This window comes from Piscinibacter gummiphilus (genome assembly GCF_002116905.1).
GTDB classification, from domain to species: Bacteria; Pseudomonadota; Gammaproteobacteria; order Burkholderiales; family Burkholderiaceae_C; genus Rhizobacter; species Rhizobacter gummiphilus.
This window is the reverse complement of record NZ_CP015118.1, coordinates 893256-914188: the sequence shown is the minus strand read 5'-3', so window position 1 is coordinate 914188 and position 20933 is coordinate 893256. Positions and strand designations below refer to the sequence as shown.

Here is a 20933-nt window from a genome sequence, read left to right as displayed (position 1 = left end):
ACCCCGAAGGTCAGGCGGCGCGTTCGGACAGCACCTGTTCGAACATCGCGCGCAGCGACGGGAACACCTCCTGCAGGTCGCGCCCGACCCGATCGACGCGGCGGAACTCGCCGGAGGCCAGGTCCTGGAGCAGCAGGTCGGTGTCGGTGTCGCCGAAGACGAGGCAACGGCGGTTGGCCGCGTCCTCGCGCCACGCGAGGTTGGCGGCCACGAAACCCTGCCAGAAGTGCCCCGTGCGCGCCTCGGGCGACGAATGCGAGTCGTAGATCACGAGGCCGTTGAAGTCGAGACCGTCGGCTTCGCGGAGGAAGTCGAGGTAGTCGTCGGGCAGCGGGGCGCCGAACGTGGCGCGGGCCTCCTCGACGAGGTCGGCCAGCCGCGCGTCGGACGCACCCGCGAACACGGCCTCGCCAGCCTCGCGCTGTTCCTCGTGGATCTTCGAGAGGACCTCGTCGTACATCGTGGTGGCGGTCATGGTGCGGTGACTCCGGGTTTCGCAGGGTAAACGAAGCCGGGGATCATCGGCCACTCGACACGCGCGGCACCGCCCGGCTCGAGGTGCCCCGTCAGCGTCCGCTGCGTATTGGTGACGGCGATGTGGTACGGATCGTTCTTGATGAGCACGAGGTTGCCGAAATCGTTCGTGCCCCCGTCGTCGAGCGGCAGCTTGTGGTGCACCTGCCAGCCCTGCGGCACGCGGCCGGACGCGATGCGCTCGATCTCGGCCGGCGAGAAACCCGCCTCGCGCAGGGCGGCGGCCTTCTTGGGGTCGGAGGCCAGCGACACGAGGAAGTCCTTGCGCCCGCCGCCGTCGAAGGCCTTGCGCAGCTCGGCCGCTTCGTCGCGGGCCCGCTTGACGTACTCGACGGACCGCGTCGTCACGCCGTCGAGCGTCACCTTCTCGCCGCGCACCAGGGCCTCGTACGGCTGTCCCGTGCCCAGCGCGCGCCCGAGCCCGTCGTCGCCGCCCTCGCGCACCGCCCGCTTGACGGCCGCCTCGCCGGCATCGGCCGCGAGGCCCCTGCCTGCCTTGACCGCCATGGCCGTGCCCTTCGCGGCGTCACCGAACAGCGGCACCGCCGCGGCGGCCGACAGCGCCGCGTTGCCGAGGTCGCCCCGGACGGCGTAGAGCCCGGCATTGAGGAGGTCGGGCACCGCGCCGAGGCCCGGCACGAACCCGGCCACGTCGAGCACGCCATGCACCACGTCCCACCCGTCGGGTGAACCGGGTGTGCGCGATGGCGGGTTGGAACTGTTCTGGACGGCCGACATGGGGAACCCCTCGGAACTGGATTGACCCGAAGCGTAGGGATGCGCCCGTCCCGCCACCAGCTGTCGCGCACCCCAGCCAGGGTGTGCCCCAGAGGTCACAGGCGTGTCACGAAGGCGGTGTTGTTACGGAGTGTCCCGACGCCCCGGTCCGGCTTGGTCCTGCTCCTAGAATCGGTCCATGCAAGCCCCGGCCACCGACAGCGCCTTCCCCATGGCGCCACTCCGCAGCCGATCGCCCTCGGTGCGTCGTCGCCTGATGCTGCTGACCCTCGGCGTGCTGCTGCCCACGAGCGGCATCTCGCTCTTCGCGGCGTACACCATCCACGTCGAGGCGCGCAAGTCGCTCACGTCGGCCGCGTCCGAAACGGCCCGCGCGCTGAGCCTCGTGGCCGACCGCGAGGTGGCGTACCGCGCCGGTGTCCTGAAGACCCTGGCCGTGTCCCCCGCGCTCGACCGGGAAGACCTGCGCGCGTTCTACGAGCAGGCCCGTGCCGTCTCGCCCGGGGCCGACAACGCGGTGATGCTCACCGACCTCTCGGGCCGCACGCTCATCAACACGCGGGCGCCGTTTTCGCTGCTGTCGGTGCCGCAGGCGCCCGTCCCGGCCCCGCCCGACCTCGGCCGGATCGACAGCCGGCCGATCGTCTCCGATCTGTACATGTCGCCCGTGACGCGCCAGCAGAGTTTCCTGGTGTGGATCCCGGTGATGCGCGACGGCCAGGTGCGCATGCACGTGTCGATGGCCAGCGTGGCCTCGCAGCTGCAGCGCATCTTCGACCAGCAGCAGCTTCCCGCCGGCTGGACCGGCACGCTGGTCGACGCCAAGGGCCGCGTGCTCGCGCGCAGCGCCGATGCCGACAAGATGATCGGCCGCTCGGCCACCCCCGACATGCTCGAGCGCCTGCGACTCGACACCCGAGGCGTGCACGAGACCGTCACGCTCGACGGCACCAAGGTGTTCACCGTCTTCAGCCGCGCCCCCGACTCGGGCTGGTCCGTGCTGATCGGCGTGCCGCGCGACGAACTCAGCCGCCCGGCGCTGGAAGCCCTGCGCACCATGCTCCTGATCTCCGCGGCCATGTGGGGCCTGGCCGCACTGGCCGCGGTGTGGCTCGGCCGCTCCATCGAGGGCCCGGTCGCGCTGCTGCAGTCCGACGCCGAAGCGCTCGGCGCCGGCAACGTCGTGCGGCCCAAGCCCACGGGCCTCGCCGAGACCGACGTGGTGCAGCAACTGCTCGCCACCGCCAGCCGCGAGCTGCGCGACAACGAGGCCAACCTGCAGCGGCGCGTGAAGTCCGCCGTGGCCGAGGCCGAACGCGCGCAGCGCGTGGCACTCGCCACGCAGAAGCTCGAGGCGCTCGGGCGCCTGACGGGCGGCATCGCGCACGACTTCAACAACCTGCTGCAGACCATGTCCTCGGGCGTGCAGCTCGCCGGCAAGCTCGCCTCCGACCCGCGTGCCACCAAGGCGCTCGGCGCGTGCGAACGCGCCATCGGCAAGGCGGTGAAGCTCACGCGCCAGCTGATGAGCTTCGGGCGGGCCCAGCCCGGCCACCGCGAGGTCGTCGACCTCGCCCGCCAGTTCGACGGCCTGGCCGACCTGGTGCGCGGTGCGGTGCGCGAAGGGGTCACCGTCGAACTCGATCCCGGCGACAACACCTCGCCGGTGCTGCTCGACCCCGTGCAGTTCGAGCTGGCCGTGCTGAACCTCGTGCTGAACGCCCGCGATGCCATGAAGGGGCGAGGCGGCGGCACCATCACCGTGCGGGCGTTCAACCGGCGGGTCAACGACAACGAGATCCCCGGCCTGCGCGGCGGTGACTACGTCGCCGTGGGCGTGACCGACTCGGGCCACGGCATCGCCTCCGACCTGCTGCCGCGCGTGTTCGAACCGTTCTTCACCACCAAGGCGGTGGGCGAAGGCACCGGCCTCGGCCTCGCGCAGGTGTACGCCTTCGCGGTGCAGACCGGCGGCCTCGCCACCGTGCGCAGCGAGATGGGCCGCGGCACCACCGTGACGCTGTTCCTGCCGGCCTCGAACGCCGTCCCCTCGGTGGCCACGGCCACGCCACTCGCCACGCCGGTGCCCACGCGCAGCGGCACGGTGCTGCTCGTGGAGGACGACGCCCTCGTGCGCGGCCTCACCGCGCAGGCGCTCGAAGACTGCGGCTTCTCGATCCTCGTGGCCTCCAGCGGCCCCGACGCGCTCGCCATCGCGGCATCGCGCCAGGACATCGACGCCGTGCTGTCCGACGTCGTGATGCCCGGCGGCATGAGCGGTGTCGACCTCGTGCACGCGCTGCAGCGCCAGCGCCCCGGCCTGCCGGTGATCCTCGTCAGCGGCTACGCCGCCGTGCTCGACACCACCGACCTGCCCGTGCGCACCATCGCCAAGCCGTACGCCATCGACGACATCGCACGGCTGCTGGCCGAGGCCATCGCCGAACACCGGCGTTCCGCCTGACCCATGCGGCGGCGCGGCCTGCTGTTCGCGTTGCCGGTGCTCGCGTGCACCCTCGTCTCCGCCGCGCCGGCCCCCACGGACTTCGTGGAGACGTTGCTCGCCCGCATGACCGTCGAGGAGAAGGTGGGCCAGCTGAGCCTGTTCGCCCCCGTCGCCGCGGGCACGATCGCCAACCCCGAGACCCGGCAGCCGAGTGCGGAGGAACAGCGGGCCGACCTGCGCGCCGGCCGCATCACCGGCTTCTTCAACGGCCAGGGCCTCGCGGGCAAGCGTGAGGCGCAGCGCATCGCGGTGACCGAGTCGCGCCTGGGCATCCCGCTGCTGTTCGCGGCCGACGTGATCCACGGCTTCCGAACGACGTTCCCGGTGCCGCTGGCCGAGGCCGCCAGCTGGGACCCCGACCTCGCCGAACGCACGGCCCGCGCTGCCGCGGTCGAGGCCGCGGCCGACGGTTTCCGCTGGACCTTCGCCCCCATGGTCGACATCGCCCGCGACGCCCGCTGGGGCCGCGGCGTCGAAGGCGCGGGGGAGGACGTGTTCCTCGGCCGCCGCTTCGCGGCCGCGCGCGTGCGCGGCTTCCAGGGCGCGGACCTGTCGCGACCCGATGCGATGGCCGCCACCGTCAAGCACTTCGCGGCCTACGGCGCGGCCGAGGGCGGCCTCGACTACAACACGGTGGACCTGTCCGAACGCACGCTGCGCGAGGTGTACCTGCCGCCGTTCGAGGCCGGCCTCGACGCGGGCGCGCTCGCTGTGATGACCTCCTTCAACGAGATCGCCGGCGTGCCGTCGAACGCGAACCCCTGGCTGCTGGGCCAGGTGCTGCGCGGCGAATGGAAGTTCCCGGGCGTGGTGGTGTCCGACTACACCGCCGACGAGGAACTCATCGCCCACGGCGTGGCCGCCGACGCGCGCGAGGCCACGCGCCTGTCTTTCCTCGCCGGCACCGACATCAGCATGCAGAGCGGGCTGTACCGCGACCACCTGCCCGCGCTGGTGGCCTCGGGCGAGGTGCCCCTGGCCCGGCTCGACGACGCGGTGCGGCGGGTGCTGCGGCTCAAGCAGCGGCTGGGCCTGTTCGACGACCCGATGCGCGGGCTCGACGCGCCCGAGCGCACGGACTGGCCCGAGCACCGCGCCCTCGCCCGCGAGGCCGCCGCCCGGTCCATCGTGCTGCTGAAGAACGACGGCGCGCTGCTGCCGCTGCCGAAGGTCGGCCGGCGCATCGCGCTCGTCGGCCCATTCACGGGCGGCCCCGCCGACCTGAACGGCCCCTGGACGCTGTTCCCCGGCCCGCGCCCGCCGGTGGGCCTGGCCGAGGGCCTGCGCGCGGCGATGGCGCGGCCGTCCGACCTGCTCGTGGTGCCGGGCACCGACATCGCGCCGGCCGTCGCGGCGGCGCGGCGCGCCGACGTGGTGCTGCTCGCGCTGGGTGAAACCGAGGCGCAGTCGGGCGAGGCCCGCTCGCGCACCGGCATCGGCCTGCCGCCCGCGCAGCAGGCCCTGGCCGAGGCCGTGGCCGCCACCGGCAAGCCGGTGGTGGTGCTGTTGCGCACCGGCCGCGCGCTCGCGCTGCAGGGCGCCGTGCGCGACGCGCAGGCCGTCGCCGTCACCTGGTTCCTCGGCAGCGAAACCGGCCACGCGGTGGCCGACGTGCTGTTCGGCGACACGGGCCCCACCGGCCGCCTGCCGGTCAGCTTCCCGCGCGAGTCCGGGCAGGTGCCGTACCACTACGCGCACAAGCCCACCGGGCGCCCCGTCGTGCCGTCCCGGCCCGAGGCGTTCTACACCACCCGTTACCTCGACTCGCCCCACACACCGCTCTACCCCTTCGGCCACGGCCTCGGCTACGGCGACGTCGTCTACGAGGACGTGTCGGTGAGCCCGGCCCGCCTGCCGTGGAACGGCGTGCTCACCGTCACCGCGCGCATCACGAACCGCGGGGCGCGCGACACGGTCGAAACGGTGCAGCTGTACGTGCACGACCGCGTGGCATCGGTCACCCGTCCGGTGCGCGAGCTGAAGGCGTTCCGCCGCGTGCCGCTGGCCGCGGGCGCGTCCGCCACCATCACGTTCCGCCTCGACCGCAGCGACCTGCGTTTCATCGGGCCCGAAGGCCAGTGGGTGGCCGAACCGGGCGCCTTCGACATCTGGATCGCACCATCGGCGGGCGCGGGACAGCAGGCAGGATTCATGCTGGAGGGCCCTACGTTGCATCACGTAGGCGAACGCTGACCGGCGAATCATCCGTCGGAGGCATTGCGAGCCGTCGCGGTGCCACCGCATCATGCAGACAGAACGATCATCACGGAGAGGACCCCCCATGAGCACCGCCTTCCTGCCCTTCCCGCCTTCACTCGGCCTGCTGGGCATGGAACCGCTGCGCGCGGCCTTCGAGTTCGCCGGCATGCACCTGATGGACCGGTCGCGGCTGCAGGCCGGCGACGGCCACCCGGTCGTCTTTTTCCCCGGACTCGCCACCGACCGGCGGGCCATCGCGCCGCTGCGCGACTGCTGCGAGAGGCTGGGCTACGCGGTGTTCGACTGGGAACTGGGGTTCAACACGGGCCCCCAGGGGCACATCGACGAATGGCTGGGCGGCCTGGCCCGCCACGTCGAATCCGTCTCCAGCGAACATGGACGGCGCGCCAGCCTCGTGGGCTGGAGCCTGGGCGGCATCTACGCTCGCGAGATCGCGAAGATCGTGCCCGGCGCCGTGCGCCAGGTGGTCACGCTCGGCACGCCCTTCGCCGGCTCGGGCCACGAGACCAACGTCGGCTGGCTGTACCACACGATGAACGGCCAGGCGCCGTCGGTGGACGCCGAGCTGTCCGCCCGGCTGCGCACCACGCCCGGCGTGCCCACCACGTCGGTCTACAGCCGCAGCGACGGCGTGGTGGCCTGGCAGGCCTGCGTGCTGCAGCGGGGCCGCATGGCCGAGAACGTCGAGGTGGACGGCAGCCACATGGGCCTGCCGTGGAACCCGAAGGTGCTGTCGGTGGTGGCCGACCGGCTGTCGCAGCCCGAGGGCGCCTGGCGGCGCTACGTGGCGCGCGACGCCTGAGCGGCGCTCAGGCGCGCAGCCCGCGGGGCGGCGCCGGGCGGAAGCCGCGCAGCCACCACGTGATGCGTGCCTGCCACGCCCGCCACGGACGGGGCTGCGGCGGCACCAGCAGCTGGAATCGGCCCGTCGCCCGGGCTTCCACCACCCACTCGCTGCCGGCGGGCAGTTCCATCGGTTCGCCCGGCAGCAGCCAGACGTCCTCGGCCGGCTGCTCGCGCGTGCCCTCGGTCGTCAACCACAGCCACCCCTCCACCACCCGCAGCTGGCGGGGGCCGGGGCCCACGGTCAGGCGCAGCGCTTCGCCGGGGGCGAGCGTCCACAGGGCGTCGCGCCGAGATTGCGTCCTGCTCATCAGTTGTCCGCTCATGACTTTCTCCATCTACACTGGAATGAAGCGAAGCTTAGAGGGGAGCCCCTGATGCGTCCAATGAGTTGCCCGCACCCGATTATCTCGTTCTGCTCATGAATAACGTACGCCGCCGGCCGCTCGGGGTGGGGCCCGTCCGTGCGTTCGAGGCCGTCGCCCGGCACCTGAGTTTCCGGGCCGCGGCCGACGAACTGTTCCTGACGCAGTCGGCCATCAGCCGGCAGATCCAGGCCCTGGAGGACGACCTCGGCGCGGTCGTGTTCCTGCGCGGCACGCGCAAGGTGGAACTCACGCAGGCCGGCCACATGCTGCTGCGCGCGGTGGACCCGTTCCTCGAACGCCTCGACGGCGCGGTGCGGCAGGTGCGCCAGGCGCGCGGCCGGCGGGTGGTGAGTGTCAGCACCTTCGCGTCGTTCGCCACGCTGTGGCTGATCCCGCGGCTCGAGGAGTTCCAGCACGCCCACCCGGAGATCGACATCCGCGTCAGCGCCACCGACAACATCGTCGACCCCGACGGCAACGACAGCGGCGAGGTGGACGTCGCGCTGCGCTACTGCCGTCCCGAACAGATCACGCCGCATGCGGTGCCCATGTTCGACGAGATCGTGACGCCGGTGGTGAGCCCGCTGCTGCTCGAACGCGCCCAGCGCACCGGCCCGCCGCTCACGCACCCGCGCGACCTCGCGGGCCACACGCTGATGGAGGAGGACAACCCGCGCGGCAGCCAGGAGTTCGTCAGCTGGCAGCGCTGGCTGGCCGAGCAGGGCGAGCCCGACCTGGAGCCGCGGCGCTGGCTCTTCTTCAACTACACGCACCAGCAGGTGCAGGCCGCGCTCGCGGGCCAGGGCATCGCGATGGCGCGGCTCGCGATGACCATCGACGCCACCGTGCGCGGCGAACTCGTCGAGGTGTTCCCGGGCCGGCGCATGGCCTCGCCGTTCGGCTACTGGCTGGTGAAGCCGGCGCCGGCGCAGCTGTCCGAGGACGCGCGGCGCTTTTGCGAATGGATCGAGGCCCAGGCGGCGCGCACGCGCGCGGCCATGGCCTCCTTGTAGATCACGCCGCGGTGGCCGGGGCCGCGGCCGTCGCCTCGGCCCGCATGCGCAGTGCGTACTTCAGCCACCGGCGCTTGCGCCAGCGGTGCAGCATCGCGAGGCCGCGCAGCCATTCGTCGATCAGGAACGCGCACCACACGCCCACGAGGCCCAGCCCGAAGAACGTGCCGAACAGCCAGCCGCAGAAGGCCATGATGCACCACTGCGACAGCAGCCCCGCGTACAGCGGGAACCGTGCGTCGCCCGCGGCCCGCAGGCTGTTGATGACGATCAGGTTGAACGCACGCGCGGGTTCCAGCAGCAGGCCGAGGCGCAGCAGCATCGAGCCGGTGGCGATGATCTCCGGGTCCTTCGTGAACAGGCCGAGGATGTACGGCGCGAGGATCGCGAACGTGATGGCCACGCCCATGGTCACCACGAGGCCGATGCGCAGGCTGCGCATGCACTCGGCGTAGGCGTCCTCGAACCGGCCGGCGCCCACGAGGCGGCCGATCAGGATCTCGGTGGCCAGGCCGATGGACAGGCTGCACAGCATCATCACCATCGCGATCTGCATCGTGTACGACTGCGTGGCGAGCGTGGTGTCGCCCATGCGGGCCGTGAACGCGGTGATCACCATGAAGGCGGCCCACCAGCTGATGTTCTCGCCGGCCGCCGGCAGGCCGATGTGCAGGATGCGGGACAGGCGCTCGCGCTGGAACGTCAGGAAGTCGCTGATCCGGATCTTCAGGTGCGTGTGGTGCTCCACCAGGATCCACAGCGCGATGCAGGCGACGAAGCGGCTGAACACCGTGGACAGCGCGACCCCCAGCACCCCCATCTTCGGCGCGCCGAACAGCCCGAACAGCAGCACGGCGTTGCCCGCGAAGTTGAGCAGGTTCTGGCCGAGCGTGACGATCATCACCTCGCGCGTGTGGCCGTGCGAGCGCAGCACGGCCGACAGCGCGAAGTTCATGGCCTCGAGGAACAGCGTGCCGCCCATCCAGTGCAGGAATGGCACCGCGTGCACCAGCAGCGGCTCGGACAGCTGCATCAGCCGCAGCATGGGTTCGGCGAAGAACCAAACCGCCAGGCTCACGACCAGCCCGATCCACGTGTTCGTGCCCACGGCCGTGGCGGCGATGCGGTCGGCGCCCTCGCGGTCGTTCGCGCCCAGGTGGTGGGTGATGACCACCGACGCACCGATCGAGAAGAAGCTGAACACGATCAGGAACAGCACCACGATCTGCCACGCGGTGCCGAGCGCGGCCACCGCGTCGTCGGACACGTGGCTGACCATGAAGGTGTCGACCACACCCGTCAGGATGTGCAGGGCCTGCTCGATGAAGATGGGCCAGGCGAGCGCGATCAGGCCGGGGATGGCGACTTTGCGGGTGGTGTCGTTCACGATGCGGGAGCGGGATGGAACCGCATCCACCCCGGATGCGGAAGCGCGATTCTGTCACGCGCCGTGCATCGCGTAAAGATTATTTACGTGACGTCCACGTGACGGGACAGGCCCTCCACCAGCGCGTCGAACACGACCCGGTAGCGCCGCACGTCGCGCAGGTCCTCGTGCATCACGATGCAGGTCTCGAGGTGCAGCGCGACGTGGTCGGCCAGCACGCGCACCACGTCGCCGCTGCGCCGCGCCAGCGCGTTCTGGCAGAAGCCGATGCCGAACCCGGCCCGGATGGCCGCGAGCTGGGCGAGGTTGCTGTCGGTGCGCAGCGAGAACATGCCGCGGTGCACGGGCAGGTCTTCCTGCATCAGCCGGATGAACGGGGCTTCGGTGTCGAAGCCGATCAGCGCGTGGCCGTCGAGGTCGGCCATCGTCGCCGGCGTGCCGCGGCGCGCGAGGTAGTCGGCCCGCGCGTGCAGGCCGAGGCCGATGCGGCCCACCCGTTTCACCACCAGCGCGTCCTGCGTGGGCTGCACCATGCGCACGGCGATGTCGGCCTCGCGCTGCAGCAGGTTCTGCACGCGGTCGGACAGCACCAGCTCCAGTTCGAGTCCGGGGTGGGCGTCGCGCAGCGACGCGAGGATGGGCGGCAGCACCTCGATGCCGATCACCTCGGCGGCGGTGATGCGCACCGAGCCCCGCACCTCGTCGGCCGACCCGCCGACGGCACGCGACAGCGCCGCGGCCGCCGCGCGCAGCTGCTCGGCATGAGGCCGCAGCACCCGGGCCGCGTCGGTGGGCGCGAGGCCCAGCTGCGAGCGGGTGAACAGCGGCACGCCCAGCAGGCGCTCCAGCGTCTCCACCTGGCGGCCCACCGTGGGCTGGGTCATGCCGAGCTGGCGGGCCGCGCCCGAAAGCGAGCCCTCCTCCAGCACGGCCAGCAACGTGCGGTACAGGTCCCAGGACGGTTCTTCGGGGAGGGCCATGCGATTTTCTATAGCGGCCATGCGGCGATGGGCAATTGTGCGCCGTGCCGCTCGCGCCGACAGTCTGCCCATCGACAACGACTGGAGAGAATGATGACCCGACCCGCAGCCCTCGTCCTCGGCGCCACTGGCGGCATCGGCGGCCAGGTGGCCCGCACCCTGCTGCAGCGCGGCTGGCGCGTGCGCGCACTGCACCGCGACCCGGTGGCCGCCGCGGCCCGCCGGCCCGGCCTCGCGGTCGAATGGGTGGGCGGCGATGCGATGGACGCGGCCGACGTGTCCACCGCCGCGCGTGGGGCCTCGGTGATCGTGCACGCGGTGAACCCGCCCGGCTACCGCGACTGGCACCGCCTCGTGCTGCCGATGCTCGACCACACGATCGCCGCGGCCCGCACGCACGGCGCGCGCATCGTGCTCCCCGGCAACGTCTACAACCACGGCCCCGACGCATTCCCGCTGCTGCGCGAGGATTCGCCGCAGCACCCCGTCACGCGCAAGGGCCGCATCCGCGTCGAGATGGAACAGCGCCTCGCACGGGCGGCCACCACCGGCGTGCGGTCGCTCGTCGTGCGTGCCGGCGACTTCTTCGGCCCCGACCCGGGCAACGCCTGGTTCTCGCAGGCGCTCGTGAAGCCGGGCCGGCCCGTGACGTCGGTGACCAACCCCAACGATCCCGACGTGGGCCACGCCTGGGCCTACCTGCCCGACGTCGCGGAGACGATGGTGAGGTTGATCGAACGCGAGGCCGACCTTGCGGCATTCGAGACCTTCCACATGGCCGGCCACTGGGACGCGGCGGGCGACGGCATGGCCCGCGCGATCGTGCGCGTGGCCGGCCGTCCCGGCGTGACCATCGGACGCCCGGCCTGGTGGCTGTACCGACTGATGTCGCCGTTCATCACGGTGTTCCGCGAAATGCAGGAGTTGCGTTACCTGTGGCAACAGCCGGTGCAACTCGACAACCGCCGCCTCGTCGCCTTCCTCGGCGCCGAACCGCACACGCCGCTGGATGAAGCCGTCCGAACGACGCTGCAGGCCCTCGGATGCCTGGATGCGGCGCCGGGCACGTCGGTTGCCCGCGCGTGAACCTCGAACCCTTCGTTACATCGTGCGATCCGTCACGGGGTAAACCCCGGGTCTGGCGACGGCGTTGGAGGTGGGTGCAGACCGGCCGACACGCCGCTGCCACCGATGAACGAAGGAAAAAGAGGGAAATGAAATGACCGATGTCGTTGCTGCTTCGCATGTTGAAACGCCCGCCCCGCGCCGCAAGCTGCCCGTGTGGGCCATTGCCGGCATCGTCGGCGTGCTGGGGGCCGTGGGCGGGGGCGCCCTGTCCACCGCGCTCGTGAAGAACCAGGCGGCGCCCGAACCCGTGGTCGCCGAAGCGCCCGTGGCCCCCGCGGCCAAGGCCGCGAAGAACCATGCATCGACCAAGCCGGTCGTGCAGGAAGACGCCGCCGAATGCCGCAGCTGCGGCGTGGTCGAGAAAGTCGTGGCGGTCAAACAGAAGGGTGAAGGCACCGGCGTCGGCGCCGTGGCCGGTGGTGTCGTGGGCGGCGTGCTGGGCAACCAGGTCGGCGGCGGCAACGGCAAGAAGGCCATGACGGTGCTCGGCGCCGTCGGCGGTGGTTTCGCCGGCCACGAGATCGAGAAGCAGGCCCGCGCCACCACCGTCTACAAGGTGACCGTGCGTCTGGACGACGGCACCACCCGCACCGTCACGCAGCACACGGCGCCGGCCGTGGGCGCGCGCATCCAGCTCTGACCGCTCCCGCGGTGCTTCAGGCCCAGCGGTTGCGGGGCTTGAAGTACCGGAAGTTCGGCAGGTGGTCATCCGGGAGGAACACCGCAGCCGTTCGTGCGGGCACCTTCACGCGGGTCTGCCCGCCCATCAGCAGTTCGGCCGATCCGTCGCCCACCACGTCACGCAGCCGCAGGCCGCTGTAGAGGTGCGGATCGGGCAGCAGCAGGCTGCCGTCGAACGCGCGGTCGCCGCGGTTCAGCACCACGAGCGCCGTCTCGCCGGGCTGGCCGGTGTGGCGCAGGAACACGAGTGCATCGGTGCCGTCGAGGCGGTCGCCCAGCACCGTGAGGCGGCCCTGCCCCAGCGCGGGGTTGCCCTGGCGCAGCGCGATCAGCATGCGGTAGAACTCGCGCGTGGTGCCGTCCCACTTCGACGGGTCCCACTCCATCGGGCGGCGGCAGTCGGGGTCGCCCGCGCCATCCATGCCGTTTTCCTCGCCGTAGTAGATGACCGGGATGCCCGGCAGCGTGAACTGCGCGACGAGCGCGAGGCGGCGGTCCGCCCAATCGGGCAGCAGGTGCTTGAGGCGCGGGGTGTCGTGGCTCGCCAGCATGTTCCACGACGACAGCGATCCTTCGTGCCCGCACCCGACGTAGCCGTCTCGCAGCGCGGCGTTCGATTGCCGCGCGCCCACGTCGCCCGAGAGCCACCCGAGCACGGCCGAGCGCTGGTAGTAGTTCATCACGCCGGTGAAGCGGTCGTCGCCGACCCAGCCGCCACCGTAGTTCATCAGTTCGCCGAGCAACTCGGCCTTCGGGTACGCCGCCTGCAGCGAGGCGCGCATGCGCTGCACGAAGGGCAGGCCGATGTCCTGGCCCGTGTCGAAGCGCCAGCCCTGGATGCCCTGGTCGAGGAAGCGGCGCAGCAGGCTGCCCGGCGCACGGTACAGCAGGTCTTCCAGGCCCGGCGCGTCGAGCCGCAGCTCGGCCATGTAGCGGTGGCCCCACCAGCAGAGGTAGTCGGCCTCGGCCAGCACGGCCGGGTCGCGCGAGTGGATCTCGGCGTGGGACTTCGGATCGAGGAAGGTGAACCAGTCGCGGTACGGCGATTCGCCGCGGCGGGCCGCGAGGAACCACGGGTGGTTGAAGCTCACGTGGTTCAGCGCGGCGTCGAGCACCACGCCCATGCCACGCTCGCGCGTGGCCGACAGCAGCGTGGCGAACGCGGCGTCGCCGCCGAACATCGGGTCCACGCGGTCGAAGCTCACCGCGTCGTACTTGTGGTTCGACGGCGCCTCGAAGACGGGCGTGAAGTACAGCGTGGTGGCGCCCAGGTCCTGCAGGTAGGCCAGGTGGTCCGTCACGCCCTGCAGGTCTCCCCCGTAGAACGACAGCCCCGGATCGGCCGCGGCCTCGCGCGAGCCCGGCTCGCGCAGCACCGGCTCGTGCCAGGCTCGCAGCGAATAGCCCGGCTTCTGGTACGCCGGCAACGCGAGCTTCGAGCGGCTGTCGTGCGGCCGCCCGATCGCGAAACGCTCGGGGAAGATCTGGTAGACGACTTGAGGTTTGGCGTGGGACATGAGGTCGGAATTCGGAAAAACAGCCGGATCATCCACCACCGGGCCCATTCTGTGGAACCGGTTTTACTTGAACGATCAAGACGCGAACTTTACCGGAAGCCAGGAACCGCCGGCACACCCCCATCCGGGTGATCCTGCGCCACCCCGGGCAATCGGTCACGCGAACGGGGCGCAAGCCCCTTGCGGCGGCGCGGCGTTGGCCCCGGGGAGACCCGTCGCGCAAACGCGGTACGCTTGCGGGATCCCCTGCAGCACCACCCCCTGACGCCCCTTGGACCCGACGCACCTGGCCGTCCTCGACGACGAACCCGAGATCACCCGCCTGCTCACCGGCTACCTGACCGGCCACGGCTTCCGGGTCACGCCGCTGCACACCGGCGGCGACCTGATGCGGCTGATGGCGTCGGACCCGCCCACGCTCGTGCTGCTCGACCTCGGTCTGCCCGGCGAGGACGGCTTCGCGATCGCCCGCCAGCTGCGCGAGCACTGGCAGTGCGGCCTCGTGATCGTCACCGGCCGCGGCGACGCGGTGGACAAGGTCGTGGGCCTCGAGGTGGGTGCAGACGACTACGTGACCAAGCCGTTCGACCTGCGCGAACTGGTCGCCCGCATCAAGGCCGTGCTGCGCCGCATGACCCCGCCGGCCCCGCCCGCCGCGCGACCGTCGGCCGAACCCGGCACCCGCTGGCGCTTCGCCGGCTGGACCCTCGACGAACGCTCGCGCGAGCTGCGCAGCCCCGACGGCGCCCCGGTGGTGCTCACCAGCGGCGAGTTCGAACTGCTGCGCGTGCTGGTGCACCACGCGGGCCGCGTGCTCTCGCGCGACTTCCTGCTGGAGCACACCCGCGGCCGTTCGGCCGGTCCGTTCGACCGCACGATCGACGTGCAGATCGGCCGCCTGCGCCGCAAGATCGAGGCCGACGCCGACCTGCCCCAGATCATCAAGTCCGTGCGCAGCGCCGGCTACGTGCTCGTGCCGGCGGTGGAGCCGGCATGACGCCCCCGGTCGACCCCGCGAACGACCCGGCGCTTTACCGGTCGCTGTTCGCCGCCTACCCCGACGCGCTGCTGCTCGTCGACGACGCCGGGGTCATCCGCCTCAGCAACCCCGCGGCCGACACGCTGCTGGGCTACGCCCCGGGCGAGCTGAACGGCCACCCGGTCGACGCACTGGTCCCCGACAGCATCCGCCCACGCCACGCGGCGTTCCGGCAGGCCTATGGCGCCGCGCCGCGGCCGCGGCCCATGGGCACGCAGATGGACCTCGTGGCCAAGCGCAAGGACGGCAGCGAGGTGATGGTCGAGATCGCCCTCAGCCCGCTGCAGGGCCACGGCCTGCCGTACGTCGTCGCGGCCATCCGGGGCATCGGCGCCTACCCGCGCGTGCAGCAGGCGCTGGCCCGCGCGCGCTACAGCGAATCGGTCGCCCGCATCGGCCGCATCGCGGTCGACACGCTCGACCCGCAGGTGCTGCTGCAGCGCATCCCCGCCGAGGCGGCCGAGGCGCTGCAGGTCGAGACCGCGGTGCTGTTCCTGCTGGAGCCGAACCGCATGGAGTTCATGGTGGCCGCGGGCGTCGGCCTGCTGCCCAGCGAGCCGGTGGGCCAGCGCCTGCCGTTCGACCCGGCGAGCACGCCTGGCTATGTGCTGGCCCAGGGCGGCCCGGTCGTCGTCCCCGACTACCGGCGCGAGACGCGCTTCGAGGTCCCGTCCGCCTACCTCGAGGCCGGCCTCGTGAGCGCGCTGGGCGTGCCGCTGTCCGACCGCGGCCGCGACGTGGGCCTGCTCACCGTGCGCGCGCGGTCGCCGCAGCAGTTCGGCGAGGACGAGGTGCACTACCTCGTCTCGCTGTCGAACCTGCTCGCCGCCACGCTCCAGCGCGTGCAGAGCGACGAGCAGCTGCGCCACTCGCAGCGGCTGGAAAGCGTGGGCCAGCTGACCGGCGGCATCGCGCACGACTTCAACAACCTGCTCACCGTCATCCAGGGCAACCTGCAGGTGCTGGAGGAGCTGCCGGCCGTGGCCGGCGACGACCACGCGCGCCACCTCGTGGCCGCGTCCACCCGCGCGAGCCGGCGCGGGGCCGAGCTCACCGGCAAGCTGCTCGCCTTCTCGCGGCGCCAGGTGCTGAGCCCGAGTCACGTCGACGTGCAGGCGATGGTGACGTCGCTCGCCGACATGCTCCGCCGCACGATGGACCCGCGCATCCGCATCGACGTGGACGTGCCCCCCGACGTGCCGGCCTGCCTCGCCGACGCGGTGCAGCTCGAGTCCGCGTTGCTCAACATCGCGATCAACGCGCGCGACGCGATGCCGTCCGGCGGCAAGCTCACGTTCACGTGCCGCGGCGTCACGTCGCCCCCGGACGACCTCTCCGTGCCGTTCGAACGCGACGACCCCGACGGCCTGCTCGTCGCCATCGCGATCACCGACACCGGCGCCGGCATGAGCGACGCCGTCAAGGAACGCGCCTTCGAGCCGTTCTTCACGACGAAGGAAGTGGGCCGCGGCACGGGCCTCGGCCTGAGCACGGTCTACGGTTTCGTGAAGCAGTCGCAGGGGGCCATCGGCCTGGACAGCGGGGCGGGTGTCGGCACCACTGTCACGCTGTACCTGCCCGCCGACCTGGCCCGCCCCGCCGAACCCGAGCTGGTCGTCGCGAACACCGCCATCCCGGCAGGCCTGAAGGTGCTGCTGGTGGAGGACGAACCGGAGGTGCGCGCCGTGGCCGTGCGTTTCCTGCAGGCCTTCGGGTGCGAGGTGACGCCGTGTGCCACGGCCGAACAGGCCCTGGTACGGCTCGGCCAGCCCGGCGCGTTCGAGCTGCTGCTGACCGACATCGAACTCGGCGCCGGCCAGCGCGGCACCGAGCTGGCCCGCGAGGCGCGCCTCGCGGATCCGGCGCTGGCCGTGCTGCTGGTCTCGGGCTATCCGGCGGCGCTCATCGACACCAGCGAGACGGCGCCCGCGTCATGGGAGCTGCTGGCCAAGCCCTATTCCCGCAACGAGCTGCGCCACGCGATCGTGCGCGCGCTCGCCGCGAGCGCCCCTCACTGAAGGGTGGCGGCGTGGCGCCCGGCGATGGCGCCGAGGGCGTCGACGTCGGGGATCGTGATGTCGCGCCGGCCCGTGCCGCAGAACGCGATCAGGCCGTCGCGGGCGAGGCGCGACAGCGCGCGGCTCACGGTCTCGAGCTTCATGCCCAGCGAGTTGCCGATCTCGGCGCGCGTCATGCGCAGCGTGATCTGGTCGGTGCGCAGGCCGCGCTCGGCGAGGGCCGAGGCCCATTGCTGCAGGAAGCCGGCCACGCGGGCGTCGGCGGGCAGCGTGCAGATCGACAGCAGCATGTCGCGGTCGCGCGTCATCTCGCGGCTCATCGCCACGTGCATCAGGTGCATCAGCGCGGGCTGGGTGGCGCAGGCGCGCAGCAGGTCCTCGTAGCGCACGGTCCAGATCTCACTGGTGTCGATGGCCACGGCGTCGGCGCCGTGACGGCCCGAGGCGACGCCATCGAATCCGAGCCAGTCGCCCTTGAACTGCAGGCCGGTGACCTGCTCGCGGCCGTCCGACGACCGCGTCACGAGCTTGAAGACCCCGGCGTGCACGATGTGCAGCGAACGGAACACCTCGCCCGCCTCGTAGATCGCCGTGCCCGGCTGGCAGACCCGCCGCGTGATCGGCAGCGTGCCGCGCACCAGCTGCAGCGCCTCCGCGATGCGATCGCCCGTTCCGGTGGCCGGCAGCCCGGCGGGGCGGATCTGCGGATGGGACGACGAGGCGGCGGCGAGGGCGGTCATGGGAGGCTCCGGTGCGGTGTGTTTCTGGAATGACGTCAGGTTAGGTTCCGCCCGACACCGGCCGACGAACACCGTGTCACGCTGCGTCGCGCTGTGTAAACGAACGGTGACAAAACGGAACCCGCAGGGACGGCTTGACTCCCGTCAAGGACGCCGGCGCCCATCGCCCTACGCTCGGGGCTCCGATGAATTCCACCCTGCCCCGCCCTTCCCTCCTGGCCGCCGCGCTGTTCGACACCGCGTCGCAGCTGCGGGCCGCCGGCCTGGCGGGCAGCCCGCCGCGGCCGCTGCGGGGCAAGAACGTCGCGCTGCTGACGCCGTCACCCGACACGCCAGCGGCGCTGACGCTCGTGCGCGCCACCGAGGCGCTCGGGGCGCGGGTGGTCATGGTCCAGCTCGGCAGCCTGCCGCCCGCGGACACCCCGGCCTTCCCGGAAACCCTGGCCCTGCTCGGGCGCCTCTACGATGGCCTGCTGACCGACGGCGTGCCGCCCGGCATCGTGCGCGAGCTGAACGACCGGGTGGACCGCCCGCTGCTGGACGGGGCTCTCGACGCCGCGCGGGCGCTGGCCCCCGACGAGGCCGACATCGACACGCTGCTGCAGGCGCTGGTGATGCAGGCGCTGGCCTGACGGCCGCTCAGCACAGGGCCAGCAGCCGCTGCCACAGCCCGTGGCCCAGGGCCCAGCCCGCCGCCGCGGCGAGCATCGCCCCCGCGGCCCGCACGGCCCAGGCGGTGTCCGAACGCCCGAAGACGCGGTGCGCGCCCCACAGCCCCACGGACGAGACGACCGCGAACACCCCCATCACGAGCGCCCCCCCGGCCGCCGACGAGGCGAGCCCCGAGGCCACCAGCGCCGACTGCAGCAGCCCGCAGGGCCAGGCGATCCAGGCGGCTCCCGTGGCGCCCGCGCGCAGGGGCCCGGCGACCGGCTGCCAGCCACCCGCCGCGAGCGCGGGCGACAGCGTGGGCGCCCGCGAGGCCGCCATCCACGCCGGCTGGCGCCCCGTCCACAGCAGCCACAGCCCGAGCACGAGCGCCGCGGCCTGCACCATCGCCCACACCGGCCGCAGCGCCGGGGCCATCGCGCTCCACTGTGCGATCGCCCCGACACTCGACGCCGCCACCGCCCCGCCCGCCGCATAGGCGGCGACACGGCCGGCGTGGAACGCACGCGAATGCCCGCCACACCGTGCGACCGCGGCGGCGCTCACGCCGCCGCACATCGCCGCGCAGTGAGGCGCACCGGCGACGCCCATGAGCGCGGCGCCGGTCACCAGGGCGACGTCGACCGCGGCCATCTCAGAACGGGTCGTTCCGGTTGATGACACCCGACCCGCGCAGCAGCAGCACGGTGAGCGCACTCGCCGTCGAGGTCGTCCCCCAGCACAGCACGAAGGTCACGCTGTAGACGGCCTGCTTCGGCCAGTCGATCACCGGCCCGCCGAACCACTGCAGCTGGCCCGGGTCCACCACCGCGAACAGCAGCATCTCGAACACGCCAGCCATCAGGAACGCCGGCCACAGGATCTGCACGGCGAGGCGGGTCATCGCACCCCCGTGGCGGCGTGGTTGCGGGCCTTCAGCGCGGGGGCCTCGTTGCCGGTGGCCGACACGCGGGGCGGGTCGGCCAGCACCACGTCGGCGTCGGTCCACGCGAGACGCAGCATGCCGAAGCCGGCGAACACCGAGGCGAGCGGCAGCGCGATCACGAGCCACACGATGGGCAGGCGCCACCAGGCGGGATGGGCGGATGGGGATGTCGTCATGGAAACCTCCGGTTCAACGCGGCACGACGAACGTCGACTTCTCCACCACGGTGGCGGCCGCGTCGGCGCCGTCGTGCTGCCGCTCGATGCGGAACTTCAGCGGGTGGGCGCCGGGCCCGAGGGCCGTCGCCGTCTCGAACGGCACCCGCACGCTCACCGGCAGCCAGCGGGCGTCGGCCGAACCCACGTCGAGGCTGTCGGCCGAGCTGATCACCGCGCCGTCGAGGCCCTCCACCGTGACGCGGTAGCGCTGCGCCCGTTCGGTGGCGTTCATGACCTGCAGCCGGTACACGTTCTCGACCTGGCCGTCGCCCACCAGCCGCGCGAGCGCGCCCCGGTCGCGCACCACGTCCACCTTGAACGGGCTGCGCAGGAGCATGCTGGTGACGAAGGCGCCGGCGATCAGCACCAGCACGCCCGAGTACACGAGCACGCGCGGCCGGAAGACACGCCGCAGCACCTGCGCGCGGCTCCACCGGTTCACGAGCCCGTTCTGGGTGGCGAAGCGGATCAGCCCGCGCGGGTACTGCATCTTGTCCATCACGCCGTCGCACACGTCCACGCAGGCCGCGCAGCTGATGCACTGGTACTGCAGGCCGTCGCGGATGTCGATGCCGGTCGGGCACACCTGCACGCACAGGCTGCAGTCGATGCAGTCGCCGAGGCCCAGCGCCTTCGGATCGGCCTTGCGGCTGCGCGAGCCGCGCGCCTCGCCGCGCTGTGGGTCGTACGACACGATCATCGTGTCGCGGTCGAACATCGCGCTCTGGAAGCGGGCGTAGGGGCACATGTAGAGGCACACCTGCTCGCGCAGGTACCCCGCGTTGCCGTAGGTCGCGAAGCCGTAGAACAGCACCCAGAACGACTCCCACGGGCCGAGGCCGAACGAGGCGATCTCGCCGGTGAGTTCGCGGATGGGCGTGAAGTAGCCGACGAAGCTGATGCCGGTCCACAGGCCGATGGCGAGCCACGCGGCCTGCTTGCCCGTCTTGCGCCAGGCCTTGTTCCACGACCACGGCGCGGCGTCGAGCCGCATGCGGGCCAGGCGGTCGCCCTCGAAGCGGCGCTCCACCCACAGGAAGATCTCGGTGTAGACGGTCTGCGGGCACGTGAACCCGCACCACAGGCGCCCCGCCACCGCGGTGAACAGGAACAGGCCGTACGCGCTGATGATCAGCAGCGCCGTCAGGAAGATGAAGTCCTGCGGGTGCAGCACCAGCTCGAAGATGTAGAAGCGGCGCGCGTCGAGGTCGAACAGCACCGCGGGGCGGTCGTTCCAGGTGAGCCACGGCAGCCCGTAGAACACGAGCTGCGTGAGCCACACCATGATCCAGCGCCAGCGCGCGAACCGCCCGGTCACCGACCGGGGGTGGATCTTCTTCTGCTTCTCGTACAGCCAGATCGACCGAGGCTCCTCCTCCGCCGCCGGCACGATCGGGATCACCTTCATG

The 20933-nt window shown here is 72.1% G+C and carries 20 protein-coding genes; 9 read left to right on the top strand and 11 right to left on the bottom strand.

All coding sequences use genetic code 11. The features are described from left to right. Window positions 1–10: 10 nt before the first annotated feature. Together A4W93_RS04170 and A4W93_RS04165 are read right to left on the bottom strand one after the other, a co-directional pair. The gene (locus A4W93_RS04170) at window positions 11–475 is read right to left on the bottom strand and encodes a YrhA family protein (protein ID WP_085749412.1); all 465 of its coding nucleotides are present in this window, start codon (window positions 473–475) and stop codon (window positions 11–13) included. Further along, on the bottom strand, window positions 472–1272 hold the full coding sequence (locus A4W93_RS04165) for a hypothetical protein (RefSeq protein WP_085749411.1): 801 nt from the start codon (window positions 1270–1272) through the stop codon (window positions 472–474). Before A4W93_RS04165 ends, A4W93_RS04170 begins: the two co-directional genes overlap by 4 nt. A gap of 178 nt (window positions 1273–1450) precedes the next feature. Here A4W93_RS04165 and A4W93_RS04160 point away from each other — a divergent pair, with 178 nt between their 5' ends. From A4W93_RS04160 to A4W93_RS04150, 3 genes are all read left to right on the top strand, one after another. Beyond that, the gene (locus A4W93_RS04160) at window positions 1451–3736 is read left to right on the top strand and encodes a hybrid sensor histidine kinase/response regulator (RefSeq protein WP_085749410.1); all 2286 of its coding nucleotides are present in this window, start codon (window positions 1451–1453) and stop codon (window positions 3734–3736) included. Between the two features lie 3 nt (window positions 3737–3739). Beyond that, window positions 3740–5971, top strand: coding sequence for a glycoside hydrolase family 3 N-terminal domain-containing protein (locus A4W93_RS04155; RefSeq protein WP_085749409.1), 2232 nt, complete (start codon window positions 3740–3742; stop codon window positions 5969–5971). Between the two features lie 88 nt (window positions 5972–6059). Beyond that, complete coding sequence (locus A4W93_RS04150; RefSeq protein WP_085749408.1) at window positions 6060–6800, top strand: alpha/beta hydrolase family protein; 741 nt, start codon at window positions 6060–6062, stop codon at window positions 6798–6800. 7 nt (window positions 6801–6807) lie between these two features. On the opposite strand, the gene A4W93_RS04145 is transcribed toward A4W93_RS04150, so the two are convergent. Next, entirely contained in the window at window positions 6808–7167 is a 360-nt protein-coding gene (locus A4W93_RS04145; RefSeq protein ID WP_157782111.1) for a DUF2917 domain-containing protein, read from the bottom strand. Window positions 7168–7262: 95 nt separating this feature from the next. Between A4W93_RS04145 and A4W93_RS04140 the strand changes: the two genes are divergently transcribed. Then, entirely contained in the window at window positions 7263–8222 is a 960-nt protein-coding gene (locus A4W93_RS04140) for a LysR substrate-binding domain-containing protein (RefSeq protein WP_085749406.1), read from the top strand. 1 nt (window position 8223) lies between these two features. Here the strand turns inward: A4W93_RS04140 and A4W93_RS04135 are convergent, their stop codons facing one another. Together A4W93_RS04135 and A4W93_RS04130 are read right to left on the bottom strand one after the other, a co-directional pair. Then, window positions 8224–9609, bottom strand: a complete 1386-nt coding sequence (locus tag A4W93_RS04135; protein WP_085749405.1) for an MATE family efflux transporter — start codon at window positions 9607–9609, stop codon at window positions 8224–8226. A gap of 83 nt (window positions 9610–9692) precedes the next feature. Further along, entirely contained in the window at window positions 9693–10589 is an 897-nt protein-coding gene (locus A4W93_RS04130) for a LysR family transcriptional regulator (protein ID WP_085749404.1), read from the bottom strand. Between the two features lie 93 nt (window positions 10590–10682). On the opposite strand from A4W93_RS04130, the gene A4W93_RS04125 reads away from it, so the two are divergent. Both A4W93_RS04125 and A4W93_RS04120 read left to right on the top strand, forming a co-directional pair. Then, window positions 10683–11675 carry an NAD(P)H-binding protein gene (locus tag A4W93_RS04125; RefSeq protein WP_284291063.1) on the top strand — a complete coding sequence of 331 codons (993 nt, stop codon included), beginning with the start codon at window positions 10683–10685 and terminating at the stop codon, window positions 11673–11675. Between the two features lie 133 nt (window positions 11676–11808). Next, window positions 11809–12357: a glycine zipper 2TM domain-containing protein gene (locus tag A4W93_RS04120; protein ID WP_085749402.1), complete on the top strand. Its 549-nt coding sequence runs from the start codon at window positions 11809–11811 to the stop codon at window positions 12355–12357. A 16-nt stretch (window positions 12358–12373) separates the two neighbouring features. Here A4W93_RS04120 and A4W93_RS04115 read toward each other — a convergent pair whose 3' ends face one another. Continuing rightward, window positions 12374–13915 (bottom strand): glycoside hydrolase family 13 protein, encoded by a 1542-nt coding sequence (locus A4W93_RS04115; RefSeq protein ID WP_169726503.1) that lies wholly within the window; start codon window positions 13913–13915, stop codon window positions 12374–12376. A gap of 271 nt (window positions 13916–14186) precedes the next feature. On the opposite strand from A4W93_RS04115, the gene A4W93_RS04110 reads away from it, so the two are divergent. Together A4W93_RS04110 and A4W93_RS04105 are read left to right on the top strand one after the other, a co-directional pair. Beyond that, window positions 14187–14912, top strand: a complete 726-nt coding sequence (locus A4W93_RS04110) for a winged helix-turn-helix domain-containing protein (RefSeq protein ID WP_085749400.1) — start codon at window positions 14187–14189, stop codon at window positions 14910–14912. Further along, entirely contained in the window at window positions 14909–16972 is a 2064-nt protein-coding gene (locus tag A4W93_RS04105) for a PAS domain S-box protein (RefSeq protein ID WP_085749399.1), read from the top strand. Before A4W93_RS04110 ends, A4W93_RS04105 begins: the two co-directional genes overlap by 4 nt. Here A4W93_RS04105 and A4W93_RS04100 read toward each other — a convergent pair. Then, the gene (locus tag A4W93_RS04100; RefSeq protein WP_085749398.1) at window positions 16966–17712 is read right to left on the bottom strand and encodes a Crp/Fnr family transcriptional regulator; all 747 of its coding nucleotides are present in this window, start codon (window positions 17710–17712) and stop codon (window positions 16966–16968) included. The genes A4W93_RS04105 and A4W93_RS04100 overlap by 7 nt on opposite strands. Before the next feature lie 185 nt (window positions 17713–17897). On the opposite strand from A4W93_RS04100, the gene A4W93_RS04095 reads away from it, so the two are divergent. Continuing rightward, the gene (locus A4W93_RS04095; protein WP_085749397.1) at window positions 17898–18344 is read left to right on the top strand and encodes a Rossmann-fold NAD(P)-binding domain-containing protein; all 447 of its coding nucleotides are present in this window, start codon (window positions 17898–17900) and stop codon (window positions 18342–18344) included. Window positions 18345–18351: 7 nt separating this feature from the next. Here the strand turns inward: A4W93_RS04095 and A4W93_RS04090 are convergent, their stop codons facing one another. Genes A4W93_RS04090 through ccoG form a run of 4 tightly spaced genes read right to left on the bottom strand, consistent with a single transcriptional unit; the run spans window position 18352 to window position 20932 of the window. Continuing rightward, complete coding sequence (locus A4W93_RS04090; RefSeq protein ID WP_085749396.1) at window positions 18352–19014, bottom strand: sulfite exporter TauE/SafE family protein; 663 nt, start codon at window positions 19012–19014, stop codon at window positions 18352–18354. Window position 19015: 1 nt separating this feature from the next. Next, window positions 19016–19264 (bottom strand): hypothetical protein, encoded by a 249-nt coding sequence (locus tag A4W93_RS04085; RefSeq protein WP_085749395.1) that lies wholly within the window; start codon window positions 19262–19264, stop codon window positions 19016–19018. Beyond that, window positions 19261–19482: a hypothetical protein gene (locus A4W93_RS04080; RefSeq protein ID WP_085749394.1), complete on the bottom strand. Its 222-nt coding sequence runs from the start codon at window positions 19480–19482 to the stop codon at window positions 19261–19263. The genes A4W93_RS04085 and A4W93_RS04080 overlap by 4 nt, the downstream gene beginning before the upstream one ends. 13 nt (window positions 19483–19495) lie before the next feature. Then, window positions 19496–20932, bottom strand: coding sequence for a cytochrome c oxidase accessory protein CcoG (ccoG, locus tag A4W93_RS04075; RefSeq protein ID WP_085749393.1), 1437 nt, complete (start codon window positions 20930–20932; stop codon window positions 19496–19498). Between the last annotated feature and the right edge of the window lies 1 nt (window position 20933).

What these genes read in the sequence shown, in the direction of transcription:
- A4W93_RS04170 (WP_085749412.1), bottom strand. Translation starts at nt 475, where the DNA reads ATGACCGCCACCACGATGTACGACGAGGTCCTCTCGAAGATCCACGAG.
- A4W93_RS04165 (WP_085749411.1), bottom strand. Translation starts at nt 1,272, where the DNA reads ATGTCGGCCGTCCAGAACAGTTCCAACCCGCCATCGCGCACACCCGGT.
- A4W93_RS04160 (WP_085749410.1), top strand. Translation starts at nt 1,451, where the DNA reads ATGCAAGCCCCGGCCACCGACAGCGCCTTCCCCATGGCGCCACTCCGC.
- A4W93_RS04155 (WP_085749409.1), top strand. Translation starts at nt 3,740, where the DNA reads ATGCGGCGGCGCGGCCTGCTGTTCGCGTTGCCGGTGCTCGCGTGCACC.
- A4W93_RS04150 (WP_085749408.1), top strand. Translation starts at nt 6,060, where the DNA reads ATGAGCACCGCCTTCCTGCCCTTCCCGCCTTCACTCGGCCTGCTGGGC.
- A4W93_RS04145 (WP_157782111.1), bottom strand. Translation starts at nt 7,167, where the DNA reads ATGAGCGGACAACTGATGAGCAGGACGCAATCTCGGCGCGACGCCCTG.
- A4W93_RS04140 (WP_085749406.1), top strand. Translation starts at nt 7,263, where the DNA reads ATGAATAACGTACGCCGCCGGCCGCTCGGGGTGGGGCCCGTCCGTGCG.
- A4W93_RS04130 (WP_085749404.1), bottom strand. Translation starts at nt 10,589, where the DNA reads ATGGCCCTCCCCGAAGAACCGTCCTGGGACCTGTACCGCACGTTGCTG.
- A4W93_RS04125 (WP_284291063.1), top strand. Translation starts at nt 10,683, where the DNA reads ATGACCCGACCCGCAGCCCTCGTCCTCGGCGCCACTGGCGGCATCGGC.
- A4W93_RS04120 (WP_085749402.1), top strand. Translation starts at nt 11,809, where the DNA reads ATGACCGATGTCGTTGCTGCTTCGCATGTTGAAACGCCCGCCCCGCGC.
- A4W93_RS04115 (WP_169726503.1), bottom strand. Translation starts at nt 13,915, where the DNA reads ATGTCCCACGCCAAACCTCAAGTCGTCTACCAGATCTTCCCCGAGCGT.
- A4W93_RS04105 (WP_085749399.1), top strand. Translation starts at nt 14,909, where the DNA reads ATGACGCCCCCGGTCGACCCCGCGAACGACCCGGCGCTTTACCGGTCG.
- A4W93_RS04100 (WP_085749398.1), bottom strand. Translation starts at nt 17,712, where the DNA reads ATGACCGCCCTCGCCGCCGCCTCGTCGTCCCATCCGCAGATCCGCCCC.
- A4W93_RS04095 (WP_085749397.1), top strand. Translation starts at nt 17,898, where the DNA reads ATGAATTCCACCCTGCCCCGCCCTTCCCTCCTGGCCGCCGCGCTGTTC.
- A4W93_RS04090 (WP_085749396.1), bottom strand. Translation starts at nt 19,014, where the DNA reads ATGGCCGCGGTCGACGTCGCCCTGGTGACCGGCGCCGCGCTCATGGGC.
- A4W93_RS04085 (WP_085749395.1), bottom strand. Translation starts at nt 19,264, where the DNA reads ATGACCCGCCTCGCCGTGCAGATCCTGTGGCCGGCGTTCCTGATGGCT.
- A4W93_RS04080 (WP_085749394.1), bottom strand. Translation starts at nt 19,482, where the DNA reads ATGACGACATCCCCATCCGCCCATCCCGCCTGGTGGCGCCTGCCCATC.
- ccoG (WP_085749393.1), bottom strand. Translation starts at nt 20,932, where the DNA reads ATGAAGGTGATCCCGATCGTGCCGGCGGCGGAGGAGGAGCCTCGGTCG.